The sequence below is a fragment of the Methylovirgula sp. genome (assembly GCF_037200945.1).
In the GTDB taxonomy this organism is placed as follows: Bacteria; Pseudomonadota; Alphaproteobacteria; order Rhizobiales; family Beijerinckiaceae; genus Methylovirgula.
The window spans coordinates 494,848-517,584 of sequence record NZ_JBBCGP010000001.1; the positions used below are offsets into that span (position 1 = coordinate 494,848).

At 61.7% G+C, this 22,737-nt stretch carries 27 protein-coding genes; 18 read left to right on the plus strand and 9 right to left on the minus strand.

The features are described 5' to 3' along the window. Positions 1 to 192 precede the first annotated feature (192 nt). Positions 193 to 2,178 (minus strand): M23 family metallopeptidase, encoded by a 1,986-nt coding sequence (locus WDN02_RS02330; protein WP_337291971.1) that lies wholly within the window; start codon positions 2,176 to 2,178, stop codon positions 193 to 195. Positions 2,179 to 2,558: 380 nt separating this feature from the next. Between WDN02_RS02330 and rplU the strand changes: the two genes are divergently transcribed. The 8 genes from rplU to WDN02_RS02370 all read left to right on the plus strand — a co-directional run bounded on the left by rplU (position 2,559) and on the right by WDN02_RS02370 (position 8,994). Continuing rightward, positions 2,559 to 2,867, plus strand: coding sequence for a 50S ribosomal protein L21 (gene rplU / locus WDN02_RS02335; RefSeq protein WP_337291972.1), 309 nt, complete (start codon positions 2,559 to 2,561; stop codon positions 2,865 to 2,867). A 158-nt stretch (positions 2,868 to 3,025) separates the two neighbouring features. Further along, a complete protein-coding gene (gene rpmA, locus WDN02_RS02340; RefSeq protein WP_337291973.1) occupies positions 3,026 to 3,301 on the plus strand; it encodes a 50S ribosomal protein L27 in 276 nt (91 codons plus the stop codon). Between the two features lie 176 nt (positions 3,302 to 3,477). Beyond that, complete coding sequence (locus WDN02_RS02345) at positions 3,478 to 4,146, plus strand: GNAT family N-acetyltransferase (RefSeq protein WP_337291974.1); 669 nt, start codon at positions 3,478 to 3,480, stop codon at positions 4,144 to 4,146. Positions 4,147 to 4,195: 49 nt separating this feature from the next. Then, a complete protein-coding gene (gene obgE, locus WDN02_RS02350; RefSeq protein WP_337291975.1) occupies positions 4,196 to 5,236 on the plus strand; it encodes a GTPase ObgE in 1,041 nt (346 codons plus the stop codon). Next, entirely contained in the window at positions 5,224 to 6,378 is a 1,155-nt protein-coding gene (proB, locus tag WDN02_RS02355) for a glutamate 5-kinase (RefSeq protein ID WP_337291976.1), read from the plus strand. The genes obgE and proB overlap by 13 nt, the downstream gene beginning before the upstream one ends. A 3-nt stretch (positions 6,379 to 6,381) precedes the next feature. Further along, on the plus strand, positions 6,382 to 7,302 hold the full coding sequence (locus WDN02_RS02360; protein WP_337291977.1) for a restriction endonuclease: 921 nt from the start codon (positions 6,382 to 6,384) through the stop codon (positions 7,300 to 7,302). A 35-nt stretch (positions 7,303 to 7,337) separates the two neighbouring features. Further along, positions 7,338 to 8,153 (plus strand): LssY C-terminal domain-containing protein, encoded by an 816-nt coding sequence (locus WDN02_RS02365; RefSeq protein WP_337291978.1) that lies wholly within the window; start codon positions 7,338 to 7,340, stop codon positions 8,151 to 8,153. A 73-nt stretch (positions 8,154 to 8,226) separates the two neighbouring features. Beyond that, positions 8,227 to 8,994 carry an alpha/beta hydrolase gene (locus WDN02_RS02370; RefSeq protein WP_337291979.1) on the plus strand — a complete coding sequence of 256 codons (768 nt, stop codon included), beginning with the start codon at positions 8,227 to 8,229 and terminating at the stop codon, positions 8,992 to 8,994. A 12-nt stretch (positions 8,995 to 9,006) separates the two neighbouring features. Here the strand turns inward: WDN02_RS02370 and WDN02_RS02375 are convergent, their stop codons facing one another. From WDN02_RS02375 to WDN02_RS02385, 3 genes are all read right to left on the minus strand, one after another. Beyond that, positions 9,007 to 9,204 (minus strand): type II toxin-antitoxin system HicA family toxin, encoded by a 198-nt coding sequence (locus WDN02_RS02375; RefSeq protein ID WP_337291980.1) that lies wholly within the window; start codon positions 9,202 to 9,204, stop codon positions 9,007 to 9,009. Beyond that, positions 9,205 to 9,441: a DUF1902 domain-containing protein gene (locus WDN02_RS02380; protein ID WP_337291981.1), complete on the minus strand. Its 237-nt coding sequence runs from the start codon at positions 9,439 to 9,441 to the stop codon at positions 9,205 to 9,207. Positions 9,442 to 9,505: 64 nt separating this feature from the next. Continuing rightward, positions 9,506 to 10,060, minus strand: coding sequence for a GNAT family N-acetyltransferase (locus WDN02_RS02385; protein ID WP_337291982.1), 555 nt, complete (start codon positions 10,058 to 10,060; stop codon positions 9,506 to 9,508). 77 nt (positions 10,061 to 10,137) lie between these two features. On the opposite strand from WDN02_RS02385, the gene WDN02_RS02390 reads away from it, so the two are divergent. Both WDN02_RS02390 and WDN02_RS02395 read left to right on the plus strand, forming a co-directional pair. Continuing rightward, complete coding sequence (locus WDN02_RS02390) at positions 10,138 to 10,578, plus strand: YkgJ family cysteine cluster protein (RefSeq protein WP_337291983.1); 441 nt, start codon at positions 10,138 to 10,140, stop codon at positions 10,576 to 10,578. A gap of 75 nt (positions 10,579 to 10,653) precedes the next feature. Beyond that, positions 10,654 to 10,857, plus strand: a complete 204-nt coding sequence (locus WDN02_RS02395) for a hypothetical protein (protein WP_337291984.1) — start codon at positions 10,654 to 10,656, stop codon at positions 10,855 to 10,857. 10 nt (positions 10,858 to 10,867) lie between these two features. Here the strand turns inward: WDN02_RS02395 and WDN02_RS02400 are convergent, their stop codons facing one another. After that, complete coding sequence (locus WDN02_RS02400) at positions 10,868 to 12,178, minus strand: MFS transporter (RefSeq protein ID WP_337291985.1); 1,311 nt, start codon at positions 12,176 to 12,178, stop codon at positions 10,868 to 10,870. 122 nt (positions 12,179 to 12,300) lie between these two features. Between WDN02_RS02400 and WDN02_RS02405 the strand changes: the two genes are divergently transcribed. Continuing rightward, the gene (locus WDN02_RS02405; protein WP_337291986.1) at positions 12,301 to 12,678 is read left to right on the plus strand and encodes a hypothetical protein; all 378 of its coding nucleotides are present in this window, start codon (positions 12,301 to 12,303) and stop codon (positions 12,676 to 12,678) included. 16 nt (positions 12,679 to 12,694) lie between these two features. Here WDN02_RS02405 and WDN02_RS02410 read toward each other — a convergent pair whose 3' ends face one another. Together WDN02_RS02410 and WDN02_RS02415 are read right to left on the minus strand one after the other, a co-directional pair. Further along, complete coding sequence (locus WDN02_RS02410; protein WP_337291987.1) at positions 12,695 to 13,933, minus strand: tlde1 domain-containing protein; 1,239 nt, start codon at positions 13,931 to 13,933, stop codon at positions 12,695 to 12,697. Between the two features lie 351 nt (positions 13,934 to 14,284). Beyond that, positions 14,285 to 14,941: a glutathione S-transferase family protein gene (locus WDN02_RS02415; RefSeq protein WP_337291988.1), complete on the minus strand. Its 657-nt coding sequence runs from the start codon at positions 14,939 to 14,941 to the stop codon at positions 14,285 to 14,287. A gap of 84 nt (positions 14,942 to 15,025) precedes the next feature. Between WDN02_RS02415 and phaZ the strand changes: the two genes are divergently transcribed. From phaZ to WDN02_RS02445, 6 genes are all read left to right on the plus strand, one after another. Further along, positions 15,026 to 16,240, plus strand: a complete 1,215-nt coding sequence (phaZ, locus tag WDN02_RS02420; protein ID WP_337291989.1) for a polyhydroxyalkanoate depolymerase — start codon at positions 15,026 to 15,028, stop codon at positions 16,238 to 16,240. A gap of 45 nt (positions 16,241 to 16,285) precedes the next feature. After that, positions 16,286 to 16,750 (plus strand): cupin domain-containing protein, encoded by a 465-nt coding sequence (locus WDN02_RS02425; protein ID WP_337291990.1) that lies wholly within the window; start codon positions 16,286 to 16,288, stop codon positions 16,748 to 16,750. A 368-nt stretch (positions 16,751 to 17,118) separates the two neighbouring features. Next, positions 17,119 to 17,859: an aquaporin Z gene (gene aqpZ, locus WDN02_RS02430; RefSeq protein ID WP_337291991.1), complete on the plus strand. Its 741-nt coding sequence runs from the start codon at positions 17,119 to 17,121 to the stop codon at positions 17,857 to 17,859. A 68-nt stretch (positions 17,860 to 17,927) separates the two neighbouring features. Beyond that, positions 17,928 to 18,149, plus strand: a complete 222-nt coding sequence (locus tag WDN02_RS02435; RefSeq protein ID WP_337291992.1) for a hypothetical protein — start codon at positions 17,928 to 17,930, stop codon at positions 18,147 to 18,149. Positions 18,150 to 18,162: 13 nt separating this feature from the next. Then, a complete protein-coding gene (locus tag WDN02_RS02440; protein WP_337291993.1) occupies positions 18,163 to 18,672 on the plus strand; it encodes a hypothetical protein in 510 nt (169 codons plus the stop codon). A gap of 64 nt (positions 18,673 to 18,736) precedes the next feature. Then, positions 18,737 to 19,066 carry a hypothetical protein gene (locus tag WDN02_RS02445; protein ID WP_337291994.1) on the plus strand — a complete coding sequence of 110 codons (330 nt, stop codon included), beginning with the start codon at positions 18,737 to 18,739 and terminating at the stop codon, positions 19,064 to 19,066. Here the strand turns inward: WDN02_RS02445 and WDN02_RS02450 are convergent. Both WDN02_RS02450 and WDN02_RS02455 read right to left on the minus strand, forming a co-directional pair. After that, positions 19,063 to 20,292 (minus strand): M48 family metallopeptidase, encoded by a 1,230-nt coding sequence (locus WDN02_RS02450; RefSeq protein ID WP_337291995.1) that lies wholly within the window; start codon positions 20,290 to 20,292, stop codon positions 19,063 to 19,065. The two genes, WDN02_RS02445 and WDN02_RS02450, sit on opposite strands and share 4 nt — an antisense overlap. A gap of 40 nt (positions 20,293 to 20,332) precedes the next feature. Then, entirely contained in the window at positions 20,333 to 22,153 is a 1,821-nt protein-coding gene (locus tag WDN02_RS02455) for a chloride channel protein (RefSeq protein WP_337291996.1), read from the minus strand. A 70-nt stretch (positions 22,154 to 22,223) separates the two neighbouring features. On the opposite strand from WDN02_RS02455, the gene WDN02_RS02460 reads away from it, so the two are divergent. Continuing rightward, positions 22,224 to 22,661: a helix-turn-helix domain-containing protein gene (locus WDN02_RS02460; protein WP_337291997.1), complete on the plus strand. Its 438-nt coding sequence runs from the start codon at positions 22,224 to 22,226 to the stop codon at positions 22,659 to 22,661. The last annotated feature ends 76 nt before the right edge of the window (positions 22,662 to 22,737 follow it).

Genomic DNA, 22,737 nt, shown 5'->3' on the forward strand with positions numbered 1-22,737 from the left:
GCTCGCGCGGAATCTTGCGCCTCTGTTGCGGTTTCCGACGGCTTTCGTCGCTGCGTTCGGGCCACCCGCCTCAAAGATTTAATTTTGCGAGCCATACGCCGATATACAGCACTTTTACCGGTGCGCCAATCAGAGCAGAATTTTAGTTAATGGTGCCGTATCCGCAACTTAGCGGGCAAAGTGGGGAAATTCCTACTTGTCTTCGCGGGCCGTGGCGAAGGCCCCGCCGTTAGGCGCCTTGGCGATCAACGCGTCGATACGGTCGCGCTCGCGATCGAAGAGCGAGAGCAGGCGACCGTCGAACTCGCGCGTTCGCGCCAGACGCACACGCATCGGGTCGACGAAGTGGCCATTCACCAGAACTTCATAATGGAGATGCGGCCCGGTCGCGAGGCCGCTCGCGCCGAGGTAGCCGATCACCTGCCCCTGGTGGACGTGCTCGCCATCGGTGACGCCCCGCGCGAACCCGGACATATGATTATAGGTCGTCATGTAGCCATTGGCATGCTGGATGACGACGCGCCGGCCATAGCCAGAATCCCAACCGGCCGAGGCGATGACGCCATTGCCGGCGGCAAAGATCGGCGTCCCGATCGGCGCGCCCCAATCGACGCCGCTGTGCAATCGCGTATAGCCGAGGATCGGATGGAACCGCATTCCGAACGGCGACGTCATCCGGGCGCCGACGATCGGCGTGCGGATCAGGAATTTGCGAGAGGACTTGCCATTCGGATCGTAGAAATCGACGACATTGTCGTCAGGCGTCTGGAAGCGGTAATAGCGGAAGACTTCGTTGCGCGCGACGATCGAAGCGTAGAGCAATTCGTTGCGCTGCTCGCCTTCTTCGCCGTTGTCATAGAAGGCCTCGAAGGAATCGCCGCCCGTCACCGGCCGCTGGAAATCGACATCATTGGCGAAAATGCGAACCAGATCGTCGATGATCGACTTTGGAATGTTCTGCTTGAGCGCGGTCTCATAAAGCGAATCGTAAAGCCGCATCCCGCCTTCGTCGTCGCCATTGTTTTGGTCTGCCGGCTTCTCGTCAGCCTCCTCGTCATTGTCGACGCGGACGTAATCGCGCGTATCGGTAATCGCGATGGTCGCTTCCAAGGTTTCGTCATTATAGACCGAGAGACGCGCGAGCGTCAGGCCGTGGCCGGTTCCATCGAGATCGGCCAGCAGCAATTTCAAGCGCCGCCCTTCCGGCACAGCCGGCTGGCCGGGCTTCGGCTGAAAGGCGTTTGCCACGGCGGCGACCGTGGCTTCGTCAATACCGGCGCCCGTAAGCGCCTGCTCCAGCGTCTGATCGTGGCGAATGACGATCAGGCGCTCCTCCATTTCCGTCGGCTGCTGGAGCGACTGCGCACGCGGGACGACCGTGACATTCTCCGGCACCATCCGGACCTGGATCTGCGAGAACGGCGACGACGACAGCGGATCGTCGGGATTGGCGTAGGGCAGCGCGTCGATCCCTTCGGCGCGGCTCGTGTGCATCAAGAGAAGCTGCGGCGGCAACGACAATTGGTCGCCGCTTGCCGCCTGCGCCGAATTTACCTCTTCGGTGACCTCCGCCTGCACGTCCGACAGCGACAGAACTGCCGTTTGCGAGAGTCTGTCCGTCGGCAGATCGTGGATGGTGAAGGACACATCGGAATCGCCCTCATCGGCGATGATGGGTTCGTTGACCGGGGTACGGGCGTCGGCAAGAAGTTTCAGCGGATCGTAGGTCGGCACCTCGTCGGCAAAGCCGGCTTCCGCCGTCACCAGAGTCGTGGCGACATGCGTGAAGGAATGGACGCGGACGACTTCCTTGTCCCCGACCTTGATGATTGTCGGCTCTTTGAAGGACTGCTTGTCGGCGACGATATCGACGGCCTTGACCAGCCGGTCGCCTTTGCTTGGATCGACGCCTGTTTGCGCGTCTTTATGGATCAATTGCGCCGGCACCGGCGCTTCGGCAAAATTCGATTGCCAATCGAGCGCCGCATAGATCGAGGCGCCGATGAGCGCCGCCCCGGCGAAGGCGGTCAAAATCGTCCCGCCCAGCCATCGCAGCGAGACGCGGCGCCGGTCGAGGGGGCTTTGCCGATGGCCGCCGATCTCGATCGCAGGCTCCAGACCGAGGTCCCCGGCAGCCGGCAGAATTTCGAGGCGGTTATGAGCGGTCAGCGCATCCATATGCCTGACAAGTTTCCCCTCGTGCTGGCAGGCCGGCGCGCGGCTTGCGTCTATCCGGTGGCTGCGTCAACTGCATGGCGCGACGACAAAATTCGGCGCCGGGCTGTCACACTTTATTACGCCGGATAAAAGATTTGCATAGGGTGGCGACGAAGCCTGCGGAAAATGGCCCAAATGCGGCGCGGTCGCGCCCGGCAAGTCTCGCCGGAACGCGGTTGACAGATTAGCCGCCGGCGGCTAATTCTCTCGCCCAACGCGCGGCTAATGCCGCGCTTTTTCATTGGAATTGGGCGGCTCGCCAGATTTCCATGAACCAACCCACTTAACTGCCAAAAAGCCGGCCGGACAATGCTCCGAGCCGGGTCGAACACGAGGTAAAGATGTTCGCAGTGATTAAAACAGGCGGCAAGCAATATAGCGTCGCCGCCGACGATGAGATTGTCGTCATGACCTTGACCGGCGAGCCCGGCGATGACGTGACGTTTGATAATGTCCTGATGCTCGTCGATGGCGAGACGACCAAATTCGGCGCCCCGTTCCTTGAGGGCGCAAAGGTCGTCGGCACGATCGTCGCGCACGAGCGCGGTCCGAAGGTTATCGCCTTCAAGAAGCGCCGCCGGCAGAACTCGAAGCGCAAGCGCGGCCACCGGCAGGATCTGACCCGGGTGAAGATCACCAGCGTCGCCTGATCGCATCATTTCCCGAGAGGTTGCAGACCTTTCGGGAAGAATTATGTGACAGTTGACCTAAAGTACCGCTTCCGCCATTGGCGGAAAAGTTTTAGAATCAGCATGTTCCTTGATGACGCCTACAGGCGGTCTGGAACAGAAATTTCGGAGCCAGGTAGATGGCACATAAAAAGGCAGGCGGCTCGTCCCGCAACGGTCGCGACTCGGAAGGCCGTCGTCTCGGCGTGAAGAAGTTCGGCGGCGAATCCGTCATCAGCGGCAACATTATCGTGCGCCAGCGCGGCACGAAGTGGCATCCCGGCGCCAATGTCGGCATCGGCAAGGATCATACCTTGTTCGCTCTCGTCGACGGAACGGTGCTCTTTAAATCGAGCGCGACCTGTCGCGCGAGCGTGACGGTCGTCCCGGTCCAACACGCCGAGGCTGCCGAATAACGGTGGATTTCCGAGAAGGACTTCCACCGGCTCCCAGTGAACCCGGTGGACGTTGTCCTTCACGCCGCAAGGCAAAGGGCCAGGTCCCGAAAAACCCGGCAGGGTTTTTGATAGGGGGAAGTGGGAGACCACTTTCCCCTTTATTTTTGGGCCCGGCAGGGCCCCCGGAGATTAAAATGTTCCCGGACCTGACTCGCGACGACATCTTCCGCCTCGAAACCGAGCGGCTATGGCTGCGCTGGCCGCGCGCCTCCGATGCGGCGGCGATCACCGCTTTCGCCTCGCTGCCCGAAGTGGCGCAGATGACGGATGCCATCCCCCACCCTTACCCGGCGGGCGAGGCCGACCGTTTCATATTCAACGCACGGGCGGAGAATGCCGCGGGCAAGGCGCTGCACTTCGCGCTCACCCGTAAAAACGGCCCACGCGCCGTCTTCGGCCTCGTCTCGGCGGTCATCGAGGCGCCGGGGGAGATCGCGGTCGGCTATATCATCGCGCCCGAGATGTGGGGCGAAGGCTATGCCAGCGAGGCGGCGCGGATCGTCATCGACACCGTGTTCGGGCTGACCCAGGCAAGGCGGATCGTCGCCAATGCGCGTGTCAACAATCCGCGCTCGCGGGCCGTGCTCGAAAAGTCCGGCTTCGTCTATATCGACAGCGGGCTCGACCTGTTGCCAGCGCGCGGCGGACTGCACCCGTGCGACCGGTTCGAGCTGACCCGCGCGAAATGGCGGACATCGTTCCATGGCCTGCGCACCCTGCCGGCGATGACGCAGCAGGCGCCGGCGACGGCCGTACTGAGCGAATCCCTGGCCGATCCAAAGGCAAAGGCGCTGGAATATTGACCCACGGCGGGATTTGGCCGAAAGCCAAGTCCCGCTGGTCAACGCACCCATGAAATTTCTCGACGAAGCCAAGATTTATGTGAAGTCCGGTGCCGGTGGCGCCGGCAGCGTCTCGTTCCGGCGCGAGAAGTTCATCGAATACGGCGGCCCCGACGGCGGCGACGGCGGCCGCGGTGGCGATGTCGTGGCGCTTTGCGTCCACGGCCTCAACACGCTGCTCGACTATCGCTACCAGCAGCATTTCAAGGCCAAGACCGGCGGCCACGGCATGGGCAAGAACCGCGCCGGCGCGCGCGGCCCCGACGCCGTGCTGAAAGTCCCGGTCGGCACCGAGATCTACGATGCCGACAACGATCTGCTGATCGCTGACCTCACCGAAGTGGGCCAGAGCGTGCGCATCCTGAAAGGCGGCAACGGCGGCTTCGGCAATACGCATTTCAAATCCTCGACCAATCGCGCGCCGCGCCGCGCCAACCCCGGCGAACCGTCGATCGAGCGCACGCTGATTCTGCGGCTGAAGCTCATCGCCGATGCCGGCCTCGTCGGCCTGCCCAATGCTGGCAAATCGACATTCTTAGCCACCGTCTCCGCCGCGAAGCCGAAGATCGCCGATTATCCCTTCACGACGCTCGCGCCGCAGCTCGGCGTCGTCGCCAGCGACGGGCACGAATTCGTGCTGGCCGATATTCCCGGCCTCATCGAAGGCGCGCATGAAGGCGTCGGCCTCGGCGATAAATTCCTGGCCCATGTCGAGCGCTGTCAGGTCCTGCTGCATCTCGTCGATGCGGGCTGCGAGCACGCGGGCAATGCCTATAAGACTGTGCGCCACGAGATAGAGGCCTATGAAGCCGGTCTCATCGACAAGCCCGAGATCGTCGCGCTCTCGAAGGTCGATACCGTCGATGCCGAGACGCTGAAGAGCCAGATGGCGAAGCTGCAACGCGCCGCGAAGTGCAAGCCCTTCGCGCTCTCCTCTGCGACGGGGCAGAATGTGCAGGAGGTTCTGCGCGCGCTGCTGAAAGAGATCGACGTGAAGCGCAAAGAGGCTGACCCCGCCGCCGCGCTGCCTTCCGAGGAATGGCAGCCGTGACGCTCGCTGACGCCGCGCAACTCACACCAAAACTCGTCCAGTTCCACCGCATTACGATCAAGGTCGGCTCGTCGCTGCTCGTCGATCCGGCGCGCGGCGAAGTGAAACGCGACTGGCTCGCGGGCCTCGCCGACGACATCGCGCAATTGCACAAGATCGGCGCCGATGTGCTCGTCGTCTCGTCGGGCTCCATCGCGCTCGGGCGCAGCGTGCTCGGCCTGCCAGGTGGCGCGCTGAAACTCGAAGACAGTCAGGCCGCCGCCGCCGTCGGCCAGATCGCGCTTGCGCGTCTCTGGTCGGAAGTGCTTGGCGCGCACGGCATCAAGGCCGGGCAGATCCTCGTCACCTATCACGACACCGAGGAGCGGCGGCGCTATCTCAATGCGCGCGCCACCATCGATCGCCTGCTCGATCTGCGCGCCGTGCCGGTCATCAACGAGAACGATACGGTTGCGACGTCGGAAATCCGCTACGGCGACAACGATCGCCTTGCGGCGCGCGTGGCGACGATGGCGTCGGCCGATCTGTTGATCCTGCTGTCCGATGTCGCCGGGCTTTACGATGGACCGCCTGCGGACAATCCCGGCGCGCGGCTCATCCCCGTCGTGGCGCGCATCACCCCGGAGATCGAGGCGATGGCGGGGGGCGCCGCGTCGATCCTGTCGCGCGGTGGCATGCGCACCAAGATTGAGGCGGCCAAGATCGCGACCGGCGGCGGCACGCATATGCTGATCGCCGACGGGCGCATCGCGCATCCGGTCGCGCGCATCGAACAGGGTGGCCTCTGCACATGGTTCCTCACCGGCTCAAGCCCGGTGACGGCGCGCAAGAAATGGATCGCGGGCACGCTTCTCGCGCGCGGCGCGCTCAGCGTCGATGACGGCGCGGCCAAGGCGCTCGTCTCCGGCAAAAGCCTGCTGCCGGCGGGCGTCACCAAAGTCGAAGGGGAATTCGCGCGGGGTGACTGTGTGATTATCCGCGATGCGGACGGCCACGAACTTGGGCGCGGTCTGGCGAATTACGACGCCGACGACGCCGCAAAAATCGCCGGGCACAATTCAGCAGAGATCGAAAACTTGCTCGGCACGCCGGGACGGGCGGCGCTCATTCATCGCGATGATATGGTGCTGAAGGGGGATTGAGGGATGACCGACGCGCCAACTGACAAGGATGAAGCTTATTTCATCAAGTTGGGCGAGAAAGGTGAATGGGAGAGCGAGTGTCTACGCGACGGAACGCTTCGATTTGGCTACCACGCCACGCCGCATAATCTTTGTCTCGACGACGATTGGGCAGCCATCCGGCAAATTTGGATGGAAAAGCGTGGGAACCGCGGCGTCGCCACTCGCGATGTCAGCCAGATACGGACCTTTTATGAAGCGCCGAGCGACACGCTCTTCATTACTTTTTCAGGCGGTTTTTTGTACTGGTGCAAAATTGGGACCTCGATTGAATTATTGCCTGATGCAAGTCGCATTAGACGCACTGTCGACGGATGGCATAACACGAGCGTCGGCGGAACGCTTCTAACCACGGATCGATTGTCTGGAAATTTGCTAAAGGTGCAAATGTTTCGCGGCACGATCTGTAAAGTTGGACCCTTCGATTACCTGTTGAGAAAACTTAACGACGAACTTTCTCCCGAGATTGTTGTTGCTGAGGAGGCCGAGAGTAAGCTTAGGAGCGCCATAGTCGGACTTATGCGCCTCCTCACTTGGCAAGACTTCGAGTCGCTCGTTGACTTAGTGTTCTCAACCAGCGGATGGCGTCGAATTAGTCGCGTTGGAGGGACGCAAAAGACCGTAGATATTGAACTTATGCTACCGACAACGTCACAACGCGCGTTTGTGCAAATTAAATCTGAAGCAAGGTCTTCCAGTCTCCAAGATTATTCGGAACGCTTCGAAAGCACCGAAGCTTTTGATTGCATGTTCTTTGTCTGGCACAGTGGAAATATTGATGCCAGCGAAGTTTCTAAACGAATTACTCTTGTAGGGCCTGCGGAGCTTGCTCGGATGGTACTGGATGCCGGCCTTTTGTCATGGCTACGCGAAAAGGTATCCTAGTCTGGAAGCAAATACTTCAAAATCATGGGATTCGCATGCGACACCTGATCCGCCTCTTGCAGCGCGTAGCGATTCTGGCTCTCGGCGCCTTCGCGGTCTGGCTGATCGTCTTCGTCATCTTCCGTTTCGCGCATCAGAAACTGCCGCTGATCCTCGCGTTCAGCGCGACCTATCTCGCGGCGGCTTATGTCATCCTGCCCTATGCCGTTCGCATGGGGCTGAAAATCCAGCATCGCAAGCATGTGCCGCGCTACACGATCACGGGCGATGGCTTGCCGGGCGATCCGGTCAATCTGGCGCTCGTTGGCGATCTGGCGCAGCTTCGCGCGGCTTTTGCCGCCGCCGGATGGTCGGGCGCGGACCCTCTCGACCTCAAGTCTTCGTGGGGCATGGTCCGGGCGTTCGTTTTCAATCGACCCTATCCCACGGCGCCGTTCAGCCCGCTCTATCTTTTCGGCCGCAGCCTGGACATGGGCTTCCAGCAGGCAATCGGCGATAGTCCGCGCAAGCGGCATCATGTGCGCTTCTGGGCCAAGAGCCTTGCTGAGACGCAGGCGGAGGTCACATCGTCGCGCTTCTGGCTCAACAAGGATCGGCCGGATGAAAACGAGCGCGTCATCTGGCTCGGCGCCGCCACGCGCGACACCGGATTTTCCCTGACGCGGATGACCTTCCAGATCACCCATGCGACCGATTCCGATACTAACGCGGAACGCACCTATATCATCGGCGCGCTGGCGGCCTGCGGCACCATCGGCGATACGATGCTCTACAAGGCCGGCCAACACCTGCCGGTGAACCATTACGTCACAGACGGCGATGTCGCCTTGGCCGAACTGACGCCAACGTGAAGCGTGTCGTCATAATGTAGTCCCATCCGCCCAAAATCGCTTCGGGACGATTATAAAGCTTGGAGGCCCTGACATGATGACACGCCGCACTTTTGCCGGGGCCGCCGCGGCCATGACGGCTACCTCTCTGCTCCCGGCCGGCGCGAGAGCGGCGTCCCTCCCCCGCGCGACGAACATCGTCATGGTGCATGGCTTGTTCGCGGACGGCTCGTGCTGGTCGGAGGTGATCGCGCGGCTTCAGCCGAAGGGCCTGAATGTGACCTCGGTCCAGAATCCGCTGACGACGCTGGACGCCGCGGTCGCCGAAACGCAGAAAGTCCTCGACCGGCAGGACGGCCCGACGGTGCTCGTCGGCCATTCCTTCTCCGGCATGATCGTTACCGAGGCTGGCGTCCATCCGAAGGTCACGGCCTTGGTCTATGTCGCCGCGCGCGCGCCCGACGCCGGCGAGGATTATCCGGCGCTGGCGAAGAAATTTCCGACGCCGCCAGCTTCGGCCGGCATTGTTTTCGATGGTGATGAGGGCCGACTGACGGAAGCGGCGTTCCTGCGGGATTTCGCCGGCGATCTGCCGGAGGCGAAAGCCAAGGTGCTTTACGCCGTGCAGGAGCCGTTTCATAAGGCTTTGCTGCAAGGAAAGACCAAACACGCCGCCTGGCGCGTGAAGCCGAGCTTCTACGCCGTCTCGACCGAGGACCGGACGATCAACCCCGATCTCGAACGCTTCATGGCAAAGCGGATGAAGGCGACGACAATCGAGCTGAAGTCGAGCCATCTGTCGCTGATCTCGCACCCCGACGCCATCGCCGATCTCATTCTGGAGGCGGCGGGATACGTTTAGGTAGACGGTTTCTCAAAAGGCCTTGGCCAATCCCGCTTGGCGCAGAATTGCATTGGCCGTGTGGCGGCTCGGAATGCCTATTGGCACTGGAAAGTTTCGCTGCGTAATCGGGCTGTGCCAGATTTCATGGCTGCCTTTGCCTTGCCGAACGAGCACGCAGCCTGCTTCGCGCAGCAAATCGCGTAGCGGCTTATCAAATTGCGGTGCCACTCAGGCCATCGCCGGCTCAGCTTCGCGCAGGGCGGTGATTTGCAGAAACACGTCCTTCGGATCGATGCCGGGGTGATTATCCGGCAGCAGATCCAGCGTCATTGCAGAAATCTTAGCCAACAGCTCGTCGAGCGTCGGCGCATCGGCGGCTGCCGGAACATCGTCGCAATGCCCGCTCCAGACTTTCGCCTCATCGTCCCAAACAGAGGAAATCGTAAAGATCACCGGCTTTGACATTTCGCTTACTCCGACTCCCGGTATTTATCACATTATGCGAAACGGCGGGAGGCTTAGGCTAAAGTCACGGCTGCGCCTTCACATGCAACCGCACGTGCACTGTATCGCCCTCCCAGCGCTGGACCATCGGCAGGCCGATATGCTGAAAGACGTGGAGCATGGCCAGATTGTCGGCGAGCGTGTCGGCTTCGAGATAAGTCAGCCCGTTGGCGCGAGCGATCTCGACGATCTGTTGCATTAACAGATTGCCCATGCCGCGGCCCTGATAGCCATCGACGATGGTGAAGGCGAGCTCGGCCGAAAGCGGCGGATCGCCGCCGTCGAGCGCGAAATAGCTGACGCCACCGATAACGATCTCGTCTTCGCCCGCGCCGATCGTGACCAGCAGCGCGGCGTCGCGACGGAAATCGACGCCGATGATGTGCAGAAGCTCCGCCTCGGTGACTTCCGCGCGTTGATCGAAGAAGCGCGCATGAATCGTCCCCGGCCCGAGCGTGTGGAAAGCGCGGCGGATTTTCGGCGCGTCGTCATCGCGCACGGCGCGTAATGTGACAGGCGTGCCGTCATCGAGGATGACCGGCAGCGACAGTTTTGAAAAATCGGTCAGCTTCTCGCACATGCGAACTGGTCATACCAAGCCGGGCCGGACACCGATATTGGGCAAATCGCACCGGCCATCCGTGTTAGGTTCGTCGCATGGCCGAAACCCTGCCCCGCGCCTGCGGCGCCTGCTCGCTCTGCTGCAAACTGTTGCCGATCGCCGCGCTGGACAAGCCGCACGATCGCTGGTGCGTGCATTGCCGGCCGGGCGCTGGCGGCTGCACGATCTACGAGACGCGGCCCGAGCCTTGCCGCAGCTTTTCCTGTCATTGGCTCGCGGATGCGAGCTTTGGCGAGCATTGGTTCCCGCAGAAGGCGAAAATGCTGGTGCAGGTCGTCACCGTCCAGGACGCGAATTACGACCAGTTCGTCGATGTGCACGTCGAGCGGGCCGCGGCAGATCCCTGGCGGCGCGAGCCCTATATCGGCGACCTCGAACGCCTCGCCGCCTACCCGCGTACGTTGGTGCGCATCTTCCGCGGCGACCGCACCTTTATCGTGCGGCCGGGCGAGACGCTCGAAGTCAAACGCGCCTGACTTGCGGAACAAAGCTGCGCCGTGCCGCATTTCCTTGGGTGCCTCATCGCGCGGCGCGAACAGGAGGATGATCCGATGAGCAAACTTTCGAGCAAGGGCCGCGATTCGCTGCCCGCCAAGAACTTTGCCGGCCCCGGCCGCTCCTATCCGGTCGAGGATGCCGCCCATGCGCGCAATGCCAAGGCCCGTGCCTCGCAGGCCGTCAAAGCCGGCCGCATGAGCAAGGCCGAAGAATCCAAAATCGACGCCAAGGCCGACAAGGAATTGCACAAGAAGTAAGACGCCGGCGTTAGGCTGCGGCCTCGACCTTCTCGATCAGATGTTTCCGCCAAACGTACCAGGCAAGCAGCGCGACGGGCGCACCGATGAACGATGTCGCGACGAAGAAGTTGGTGAAGCCCAATCGATCGATGATGAAGCCTGACGTGCCGGCGAGAAAACTGCCGGGCAACGCGCAAAGCGACGTCAGAAGCGCATATTGGCTCGCCGCAAATGCGGTCGAGGTCAGCGTCGACATGTAAGTGATGAGCACGATCGAGGCGAACGCATAGGCAAAACTGTCGATGCTTACTGTCGTGGCGAAGAGCCAGAAGTCATGGCCGTGGCCGCCGCGCGCCGCGAGATAGGCGAGCGCCAGATGCGAGGCCGAGGCGAACACCGTCCCTATGAGCAGCGTCGCCATGATCCCGATGCGCGTGATGACGAGGCCCGCGAGGAATGTGCCGCCCAGCGCGACCCAGAAGCCGAAAAGCTTCGTGACCGTGGCGATATCCGAATCCGAATAGTGTAAGTGTTTGAACAAAGGGAATGCCATCGCGCTCGACACATAGCCGGGCATGCGGAAACCAGCGACGAGCAGCAGGATCGGGATACCCATCGTCCCAAGCCGCGTGAGCAATTCCTTGATCGGCGTGAAGATCGTCTCGACGAAATTGCCCTGCGCGACATGCGCTTTGAGATCGGACGGCGGCTCCGGCGCCATGAGCGCGGCGATCATGCCCGGCCCCATGCAGGCCGCCATGCAGAGATAGGCCGCGCGCCAGCCATAGGCATCGGCGAGGTAAAGCGCGCCAGCGCCGGAGACGAGATTGCCGATGCGCCAGCCGATCTCCGACCATGACGACATGAGGCCAGCGCGTTCCGGCGGCGCGACGGTGATGCGCCAGCCGTCGATAACGATATCCTGCGTCGCGCCGGCAAAACCCAACGTCAGCGAGAAGACGATCGTCCAGGCGAGCCAATGCGCCGGATTGCCGAAGGCGACGCCGGCGAGCGCAAGAGCGACGCCGATCTGCGAAACGATGATCCAGCCGCGCCGGCGGCCGAGAAGGCGGCTGAAGATCGGCGCGTCATATTGATCGAGAAACGGCGCCCAGACGAATTTGAACTTATAGGCGAGCGTCAGTTCGCTCATCAGGCCGACAATGCCGAGCGGCACGTTGGCTTCCGACAGCCACGCCGATTGCGTGATGTAGACGAGCAGAAACGGGATGCCTGAGCTGAAGCCGAGCCCGAGCATGGCGCGGATGCGCGGATCGGCGGCGAGATCGCGCAGCGACCGCGCGGTTGACGAATTTGCGGGGAGAGCTTGTTCCTGCATCGGCCTCGATCCGGCGACTCAACATTCAGGCGTTACCGCATCTCTCTGACATTTGCCTGTCAGCACCGGGCTGCGGCGCTTATATCAGCGCAAACGACAAGGAAGGGAATCGGTTGATACGCATGTCTTCTTCGGTCGCCAAGGCGATCACCGCGCTCGATGTGCTGGTTGCAAGCGGCTTTGCGCTGGCCGGTCTCTTTCATCCGCAAGCAGTTTTGCCGGCGGGTGAAGCTCCGACGCCGGGCTCGGCGATCTTTGCCGTGTATGCCGCGGCGCGGACGCTTCCGCTCGCCATCTTCGTGCTGATCGCGATTTTCAAAAACTGGCGGCAGACATTGATCGTCCTCGGCATCCTCGCCGGCACAATCCAGTTTCTGGATTTCTTCGTCGGCGTCGCCCAGCACGACGCCGGAAAGGCGCTTGGTCCGCTTGTGCTCGCAATCCTGCAATTCGCGGCGGTTTACGCTTTGCGCCGCAATCCCGATCAGCGGGAGGTTTGATAAGGCGGCTGGCCGCTCAGTTCATCCCGGCGACGACAACCAGGCGTTTGACCTGGCCGGCGCGATAGGCATCGAGGAAGGCCTGGTAATTGCGGAAGGAGACGCAGCCGTTGGAATCGCCGCGCGGCCCAAGCATGAACCGGTGAGCGAGGAGACCAACGCGGCCATAAGGATCGCCGTTGACCGGCAGCAAACGCAGCGCCGCGACACCGTGGAAGAGTTGCTCGCGCGGCTGCAGATCATAGATGCCGGGCGGTGTCGGTCCGCGCATTTTCTCGCGTACGTAATGCGGATCGTCGAAGGCGTCGCCGAGGCCCGAATGCGCCTCAAGGCGGCGCCCGTTCGGCAAATAAACGGTGTGGGTCGAGATATTATAGACCGCCGTATATTGATCGTAAGGCACGACCGCCGCGGACGGGCGCGTGCCTTCGACGACGCCATCTTCCGTTTCGGCATAGGCGAGCGCCTGTCCTTGATGGTTGATGCCACCAAAGAGCTTGTCAAAGAACGAATTGTGCGGCGGAGGCGGTGACGGCGGCTCTGAGGCGACTTCGGCTGTCTGTTGTGGGGGCTGCGGCGCCTGGCGAACGGCGACGCGGGCATGATCTTCGGCCTCGGGAACTTCGAGACCGGTCGGGCGCGGTGCCGGCAGCGGCACACTCGCGACCGTACGCGACGAGGGCGGCAGCGGTGCGCTGGCGGCGAGATCCTCGTCCCCCGTCATCGGCAGGACGTTGTCTTTCGCCGGGGTTTCATCCTGCGCCGAGGCGACTTCATCGCCTGGAATGCGCGCGGTCAGGGCTTGCGGCTCGACGGGGGGCAGCGGAACCGAGGCGACCTGCGTCGGCATGGCGGCGACTTGGGCCGGCGATGCGGCTTCTGGGTCAGCGCCGAAGGTCGGCGCCAGCGGCGCGCTCTCGGCAAAAGATTCCCGCGCGGCTTTCAGCGAAAAGGTCGGGTCGATGAAGGGGCTATAGACATTCGCCGCGACATGCGGGGCGGGAGCGGGAACCTCAACTGCCTGAGCAAGTTGCGGCTTGAGGAGTGTAGGGGCTTCGAGAGTCGGCAGTTCGGCCGGCATCTCGACGACTTTTATTTGCGCATCGGGGTGTACGTAGACGATCCACGCGCCCGCTAAAACCGCGAGTCCAAGGACAACCGCGCCCGGCGCGGCCTCGGAAAGAAGTTTGCGGAAGAAACCCCGTTTATGACCGTACGAGGCAAAATCCTGCGGCGCGTAAGTCCAGTATGTCATCCCACCCCGCGTCCTGTGCGCTACAATTTACGCCTTCTGGCTTGCCGGGACTTGACCACCCTGAGGTGTTGCCCGAATGCCGAGGCCTTTATTTGAGGACGTTTTTAGTTAAATGCCGATTAATGACCTTCTCTTTCAGAATAGTGCCGATTGCGGCATTGGCAGGGCAATTCCCCTGCGGTCCTAAGGCTGGCGATTATTTTCGTTGATTATTCTTGCCTTCGCTCTCCACGGCAGCCTTCCAAAAAAAAATCGCGCGGACAAGCCCGGAACGGCAGAATCCGTGGGTCGCGCGACCGAATCCGGCCCCGCCGCGGCTTTGATGCAACAATCGATGAGGGGGTCTCGAAGTCAGAATTCGACTTCGAGTTCGGCCATTTCCTCGGGTTCGGCCTTGGCGTCGGCGACCCACGCCTGCATCGGCGGCCAATCCATGATCGTCGCGCAATAGGCTTTGGCGGCCGGGTTGAGCGGGACCCCATAGGTAAGGAATCGCGTCGCGACGGGCGCGTACATCGCGTCCGCAATGGTCGGCGTCGCGCCATAAAGAAATGGGCCGCCCCACCGCGTCAGGCATTCCTGCCAGATCGTTTGCACGCGGTCGATGTCTGGCTGCGCGCCGGCAAAGACTTTGAAATGCGAGTGTTGGGCTTTCAGGTTCATCGGCAGGGCCGAGCGGAGATTATGAAAGCCGGAATGGATTTCACCCGAGATCGAACGGCAATGCGCGCGCGCCGCCTTATCTTTGGGCAACATGCCCGCTTCCGGGTTTCGCTCCGCGAGATATTCGGCGATCGCCAACGTGTCCCACACGCTCACGTCGCCCTCGGACAGCCGCGGCACCAGCACCGACGGCGCCAGCAGCAGCAATTCGGCCCGGTTCGACGGATCGTCGAGGCTGATGACCTGCTCTTCAACCTCTAATCCGGCGAGTTGGCACAGCAGCCAGCCGCGGAGGGACCAAGAGGAGTAGTTTTTGCTTGAGATGGTGAGAACGGGACGCGACATGACCGCTCCTGGACGCGAACGGGTTAAACTTTAAGCACACGCCGATATTGCGGCGCAAAACGAAAGACTTTAGCCTTGAAGCACATGTTGTACCGCGCATACCAGGCTTATTCGGAAGCCTCTGAGCCGATGCGGATGATGGCGCGCGCTGGCTTGAGCCTTGGCCCGCTGTTTACCGGCTTCAGTGAAGCCACTTACGGCAAACACTTCACCGCGGCGCTGGAATTGATTTCCCGCACCAGATTGTCGCACGCTCGGCCGGACTATCGCGTCGAGAGCGTGACGATCGACGGCGAGAAGGTGCCGGTTCACGAGGATATCGCCGCTTCGCTTCCCTTCTGCAACCTCGTGCGCTTTCGTAAAGAGAGCGCCCTACCGCTGCCGAAAATGCTGCTCGTCGCGCCCCTCTCCGGCCATTTCGCGACGCTGCTGCGTGAGACGGTGCGCACCCTGGTGCGCGACCACGAGGTCTATATCACCGATTGGAAGAACGCCCGTGACGTGCCTTTGTCGGAGGGGCCCTTCGGCTTCGACGATTATGTAGATTACGTCATCCGCTGTCTGGAGCTGATCGGCCCCGGCGCCCATGTCATCGCTGTCTGTCAGCCTTGCGTTCAGACCCTCGCCGCCGTCTCGATCATGGCCGAACAACGCAACCCCGCCGAGCCGCGCAGCATGACGCTGATGGCAGGCCCGGTCGACGTGCGCGTCAATCCGTCGAAGGTGAACGAGCTTGCGACGTCGAAGCCCATGCAATGGTTCGAAGACAATCTGATCGCCCATGTTCCGGATCACCTGCCGGGCGGTGGCCGACGGGTCTATCCGGGTTTCGTGCAATTGACCGCGTTCGTGTCGATGAACCCGGAACGCCATCTCAAGGCGCATCGCGATCTCTACGAACATCTCAGCGCCGGGCGCGAGGCCGAAGCCAAGGCGATCATGGCGTTCTACGACGAATATTTCGCCGTCCTCGATCTGCCGGCGGAATTTTATCTCGAGACGGTCAAGACCGTATTCCAGGACGCCTCGCTGGCAAAAGGCGAGTTGACCTATCGCGGAAAGAAAGTGAACCCGCGCGCCATTCGCCGCACGGCGCTTCTTACCGTTGAGGGCGAGCGGGACGACATCTGCTCTGTCGGCCAAACGGCCGCCGCGCATTTGCTCTGTGATGGTCTGCGGCCGCATCTGAAGCGCCATCATTATCAGGTCGGCGTAGGTCACTACGGCACATTCAGCGGCCGGCGCTGGAACGGCCAGATCTACCCGCAAATCCGCAATCTGGTTCTCGCAATGAATTGAGTTGGCCCAATGGGCCGCGGACATGTCGAACGCAGGAGGTTAGATATGACAGAGGGACATGCTGCCGTTTTAGAAAAAGATTTCGTGCCGCCAAAAGAGCACGAAACCGAGTTCTCGCACGTCAAACCGGGTGACACCGAGTTCAAGGGGTCGGGCCTGCGTGACTTCTTCCTTTATCGCGACCTCGGCGTCGCCAAAGCGACAAAGGGCCAGGTGATCGCGCATCTGGTCAAGGCGAATATGCCGCCGACCACCGGCACGGGCTGGCATAAGCACATCGCCGATTTCCAGATCGTCATCATGACGAAAGGCTGGGCGAGATTCATGTACGAGGACAAGGAAACGCTCGTCGAGGCTGGCGATGTCGTGCACCAGCGTCCCGGCATCACGCATTACCTGTTCGATTATTCGCCGGACATGGAATATCTCGAAATCGTCGGCCCGGCGGATTTCGGCACTGTCGAGGCGCCCGCCGCGGCCGAGGTGCCGGCACCGACCCCGTGGAAATAGGCGGCGCTCTTTCGCGATCATCGCCGATCTTTTTGAAGCCGGCCGGCACTGACGGCCGGCTTCGCCGTGAATCACGGTTAACGCCGCGGATTCCACAGGTTTTTCTGCGGCATTCTTCACGCCGCATGGCGCCTTCACTCAGAGCGGCAAACAGCTTCCCCAACGCAACTTTTGAGAGCGCCATGCTTGAGCGCGACCGCGTCTTGAAGCGTCTGTGACTCGACTTGGGTCCGGACGCGAAGCATTCTCCGCGCCGCGAGGCTGAGTCTGTACGCTTCGCAGATTGTCATAAGAAAATTCCCCGTCTCAGAACCGGATTTGCAAACCGGCAGAGATGCAACGTCTCCAGCGATTCCACGAGGTAGCCTATGCAAAACGATCTCGTCCGGCGCGTCACCGCCGAATTCTTCGGCACGTTTTGGCTCGTCTTCGGCGGCTGCGGCGCAGCCGTCCTTGCCGCAACCTTTCCGCATACCGGCATCGGCTTCGTCGGTGTTGCTTTCGCCTTCGGTCTCACGGTTCTGACCATGGCTTATGCCGTCGGCCACATTTCCGGCGGCCATTTCAACCCGGCCGTGACGGTCGGCCTATGGTCGGCCGGCCGGGTCGGCCCCGATACGGTCGTGCCCTATATTATCGCGCAAGTTCTCGGTGCGATCGCCGCGGCGGCGGTTTTGCATGTGATCGCATCGGGTCAAGCCGGCTGGGTGGCGGGTGGTTTCGCCTCCAATGGCTACGGCGATCTCAGCCCTGGCAAGTACAGCCTGGGGGCCTCCGCCCTGACAGAATTCCTTGCGACTTTCTTCTTTCTGTTCATCATCATCGGTTCGACATCGAAGGGTGCCGCGGCGGGCTTTGCCGGCATCCCGATCGGCCTTGGCCTGACGCTGATCCATCTCATTACGATCCCGGTCACCAACACGTCGGTGAATCCGGCACGCAGCACCGGACCGGCGCTCTTCGCCGGCGGCGCCTATATTTCGCAGCTCTGGCTGTTCTGGCTGGCGCCGCTCGCGGGCGCCGTCATCGCCGGACTTCTGGCGCGCTGGCTCTATGAGCCTGAAAGCATCGCCGATACGATTGTGGTGGAAGAGCGCCGCGTCGCCTAATATATGCACTCCGGGCATCACCGCCGGGTCCACAGCGGTGATGCCCATCTTGTCGGGGGAAGTGCGTTATGGGTTGGCACGTTCGTTACATTGATCAGGCGCTGAAGCACGAGCTGCTGTCGCAGGAATGGACAACCGAGGAAGAAGCGCTGGAAGATGCGTGGAACCTCGCGCAACAGGACGGGATCGAGATCACCGCCGTCGAAGGGCCGGATGAAGAAACCGTGCCGATGGAAGACGTGCAGGCCTGGTTCGATCACCGCATGAAACAAGAGTCCGGACCGGCCTGAGGCATCAATTTCCATGCAGACATTCCGCAGTTTCGCCACCGCGCTCATTGCGCTTGCCGCCCTGCCCGCTAGCCTGCCCGTTTTGGCCGCGGAGCCAACGGGCTGCGACCATTTCAAATGGCCGCTCGACCATGAGAAGACGCTGCTCGCCACGCCCGCGCCGATTGCGACGGGCGACGCAGGGAAACTCGGAAACGGCGAGAATTTGAAACTCGTCCCGCAAGCCAATGCGAAGCTGCCGCAGGAGCCGTCCCGACCGCCGAAGTTTCCCGATTCCTATGCCGGCTTCGTCACCCTGCCCGCGCCGGCGAGCGCTGGGTCGTATCGGGTCACCATCGCGCATGGCGCATGGATCGACGTCGTTCAGGATGGGCATGTTCTCAAATCGACCGACCACACCGGTGCGATCGGCTGCGACGGCCTCGCCAAGAGTGTCAAGTTCGACCTCGCCGCGACGCCCTTTACCGTCGAAATCAGCAGCAGCACGGAACCTTCTGTGACGCTCGTCGTCACGCCCAATTAGAGTCCGGCGCGAACTTGTGCGTCGCAAAATCCCGGCTAGGCTTGCCTCTTTTCAGGAGGCAGCCATGTCCAATCCTTTTCAGGTTTCGCTCGCGCCGCAGCAGCTTTGGCAAGCCATCAATCCGTGGACCTTCAATCAGGACGGCGCACAGCTCGGTTTGATCAACATCGATCTGGGGCAGACGCCGAACCCCCAGGCTGAGCGCAGTATTCTCGGCAACGTCGGCAGCTACGGGCGGCAGATCGGCCGGATCGGCGATGCGCTTGAGGTCATCCTCGATCACCTCAAGCTCAAGGATCTCATGCCCGCTGAGAAGGATGCGATTGAGATTTTGCGCGGCCAGCTCGCGCAGGTCCGTCAAGTGAAGGCCCGCATCGAAGCGAAGAGCAGCTAACCTTGGAGATGCGCAATCCGCTCCGGCACCGGCGGATGCGAATAATTGAACAGCGTGTAGAGCCGATCCGGCGTCAGCGTCGCGAGATTGTCGCGCGTGAGTTTGGTCAGTGCCGAGATCATGGGCGCTGACCCAACCATCGATTTGGCGAAGGCATCGGCCTGGAATTCGGCCCGGCGCGACAGGAAATTCGTGAGCGGCGCGAGGAGACTCGAGAACGGCCCGATCGCCGTCATCACGATCATCAGCACGAGGCTCGGATCATTGGGCAGATGAAACGCGGCAGGCAGCGTCCCCGCCGCGAACGCCCAATGCAGGACGGCGAAGACGATCAGCGCCAAAACCGCACTCTCGCCGATCTTCTGCACCACATGGCCGAATTTATAATGGCCGAGTTCATGCGCGAGGACGGACAAAATCTCGTCGTTCGTGTGCTTCTCAAGCAGCGTGTCGAAAAAGACGATGCGCTTGGCGCGGCCGAAACCGGAAAAATATGCGTTGCCATGCGCCGAGCGCTTCGAGGCATCCATGACGAAGAGGCCATTCGACTCGAAACCGCATTTGGCGAGCAGCGTCTCGATACCTGCCTTCATCGGGCCATCGGCCATGGGCGTGAATTTGTTGAACAGCGGCGCGATGAAAGCCGGATAGATGACGATCATCGCCACCATGATGATCATCAGTGCGGCCCAGGCGAAAATCCACCACAGGTTCGGCAGCGCGTGCAAAAGCGCGAACAGCCCATAAAGCAGCGGCACGCCAAGAACGAGTTGCAGCGCCGCCGCCTTGACCTGATCGAGCGCGAACATCGCCGGTGTCGTGCGATTGAAGCCGAATTGCGCTTCAAGACGGAAAGTCTTGTAGATCGAGAACGGTAGCGTCAGCAGATAGGAAATCGCCGTGACGAGGACGATGGTCGCGACGCTGCGCGTCAACCCCGCCGGAATATGAGCGGCGACAAAATTGAAGACCGGCCGCAGTAGGAAGGCGAGCCAGACGATCGCGAGGTCGGCATCATAGATCGTCTCGATGACCGTGAGCTTTGTCCGCGCCAAAGTGTAATCGGCGGCACGCTGATGCTCCTCCAGCGTGACCGTGGCGTCGAAGGCGCGCGGCACCCTGCTGCGATGGGCGCGGACCGCTGCCGCCTGACGCAGGTCGAGATAGACGCTCAGGAAGCCAGAGAGGATGATGGCGGCGAAGATCACAAGGGCGATGGCTGTCATGCGGCCTATTTAGGCGATTTCAAGCCAAGATGCGAGGCCGCTAATTGGGGCGCGCCTCAGCGGCCGAGGGCGCCCGGCTCCCGAAAAACGTCGTCTTTTGCGCTTCCGCAGTCCGATGTTTCGCGCGCATCTGCGTGATGTCCTTCCAGCCGATATAGCCGACCAAAGTCTGATCTTCGCGCGAGACGACGGCGAGATGGCTGAGGCCACTATCGCTCAAGCGTTCGGCAGCGTGTTCGACATATTCGTCGGGATAGACGAGTGGAAGATCAGCTCCTGCAAGCAAATCCTGCAACATCGTCTTGCGATGCCGCCCGCCGCGACGCCAACGCAATACGGATGGCGGATCGACGATACCGAGGACGTGATTGTCGGCATCGACGACAGGAAAGGTGGGGTGCGCGGTCGTCGACGCGGTGAGAAACCGCGCAACTTCATGCAAACTCATTGTCGCTGGCACCGACTCGACTGCAATCGTCATGACATCGCGGATGCGCGTCAATACGAAGGAATCGATATTGTATTCGCAGACGATATGATGGCCGCGGCGGGTGATCTTCTCGGTGAGGATCGATCGCCGCATCGCCAGGACGGTGACGGCATAAGCCGTTGCGCTCGCGGTGAGCAACGGCAGCAAGGTCTCCATGTTGCCGGTGACTTCCGCGGCAAAGAAAGTTGCCGTCAGCGGCACACGCATCGCGCCGCTCATCGCCGCCGCCATGCCGAGCAGCGCCAGCAAGCCCGGCGACTCGGCCGGCAGAATCCCCGCTATTGCCGCACCCGCCGCGCCGCCGATGATAAACAACGGCGCAAGAACGCCGCCTGACGTGCCGGAACCAAGCGCGGTCGACCAGATGATCGCTTTGACGATCAACAGAAGTAGCACGGTCTTCAGCACAAGCTGGCCGCTGAGCATCTGCGCAATGTTTTCATAACCGACACCGAGCGCGCGCGGCTCGATCAGCCCGCCGAGACCGACGACGAGGCCACCCAGCATCGGCCACCACATCCAGTGGATGGGCAGCTTGGAGAAAAGGTCCTCCCAGCCGTAGACCATTTGGGAGAGGGCGCAGGCGAGCAGCCCAACCACCGCGCCGACAAGGACCCACGATGCCAATCCGGCGAGCGAAATCGCGACATGGCCGGTGAAGGGAAAGAGCGGGCTTGGCATATGCAATGCCGTCCGCGCGACGGCCGCCGTCACGGCCGCGACTGCGACCGGAATGAAACTGCGCGGCCGCCACTCGAAGAGAAGCAGCTCGACGCCGAGCATCACGGCGGCGATCGGCGTGCCGAAGACGGTCGTCATGCCCGCCGCAGCGCCACTCACTAGAAGCGTCTTGCGCTCGGCATCGTTGACCGGGAGCATTTGCGCGATGAGCGAGCCGATGGCGCCGCCCGTCATAATGATGGGGCCTTCCGCGCCAAACGGGCCGCCCGTGCCGATGGCAATCGCCGACGACAACGGCTTCAAGATCGCGACCTTTGGCGAAAGCCGTGACCGGCCGAGCAGGATGGCTTCGATCGCTTCGGGAATGCCGTGGCCGCGAATCTTTTCACTCCCATAGCGTGCCATCAGTCCGACGATGAACGCGCCGACGACGGGGATGAGCACGGAGGTCGGGCCGAGGTGCAACGATTGAAGCTGCAAAGACGCGAAGCTGAATTCATGGAAATAGGCGATATTCGTCGCCAATTGGATGAGCTTGAGCAATGCGAGCCCCGCCGCGACGCTCGCAAGCGCCACGGGGATAGCGAGCGCCGCGATCACGAGCACGCGCGGACTGGCGGAAAAATCGGAAAGCGCATGATCGCTTTTCGGCGGCCGCGGCGAATTGTGCTTGATGTTGGCTGGCTCCATCGCAGGGGCGGTTGAACCGGAAGGGAAGAATATATATCGTGAGGCGATACATTATGTGGGCAGACCAGTCATGACAAGCGGCAAAAAGGCTGATGAAAGGGATCTGGCGGAACGCCCCTCGCAGGAGGATTACGAGGCTCTGTCGGATTTCCGCTATTCGATCCGGTGCTTTCTCGAATTCAGCGAGAATGCCGCACGCGACGCCGGCCTGACGCCGCAGCAGCAGCAGGCCTTGCTGACGGTAAAGGGATTTCCGCCTCAGACGGCGGTAACGATTGGCGATCTGGCCGAGCGGCTACGCATCCGCCACAACAGCGCGGTCGAGCTGGTTGACCGGCTGGTTGACGCCGGTTTCCTCGTGCGCAGCCCTGACGCCCTCGATAGCCGCCGCGTTCTTCTCAGCCTCAGCGCCGCGGCGAATAGCGTACTTGCTGGTCTTTCGGCGGTACATCTCGACGAACTTTCGCGCCTGCGGCCCGTCCTGAAAGGCATCTTGCGGCGGATTTAGCCGTAATTGGCTCAGCCTCTGGCAGGCCGCCCGATTTGTTTATATGTGGGACTGACGTAAGTTAGCGCGATGAAGA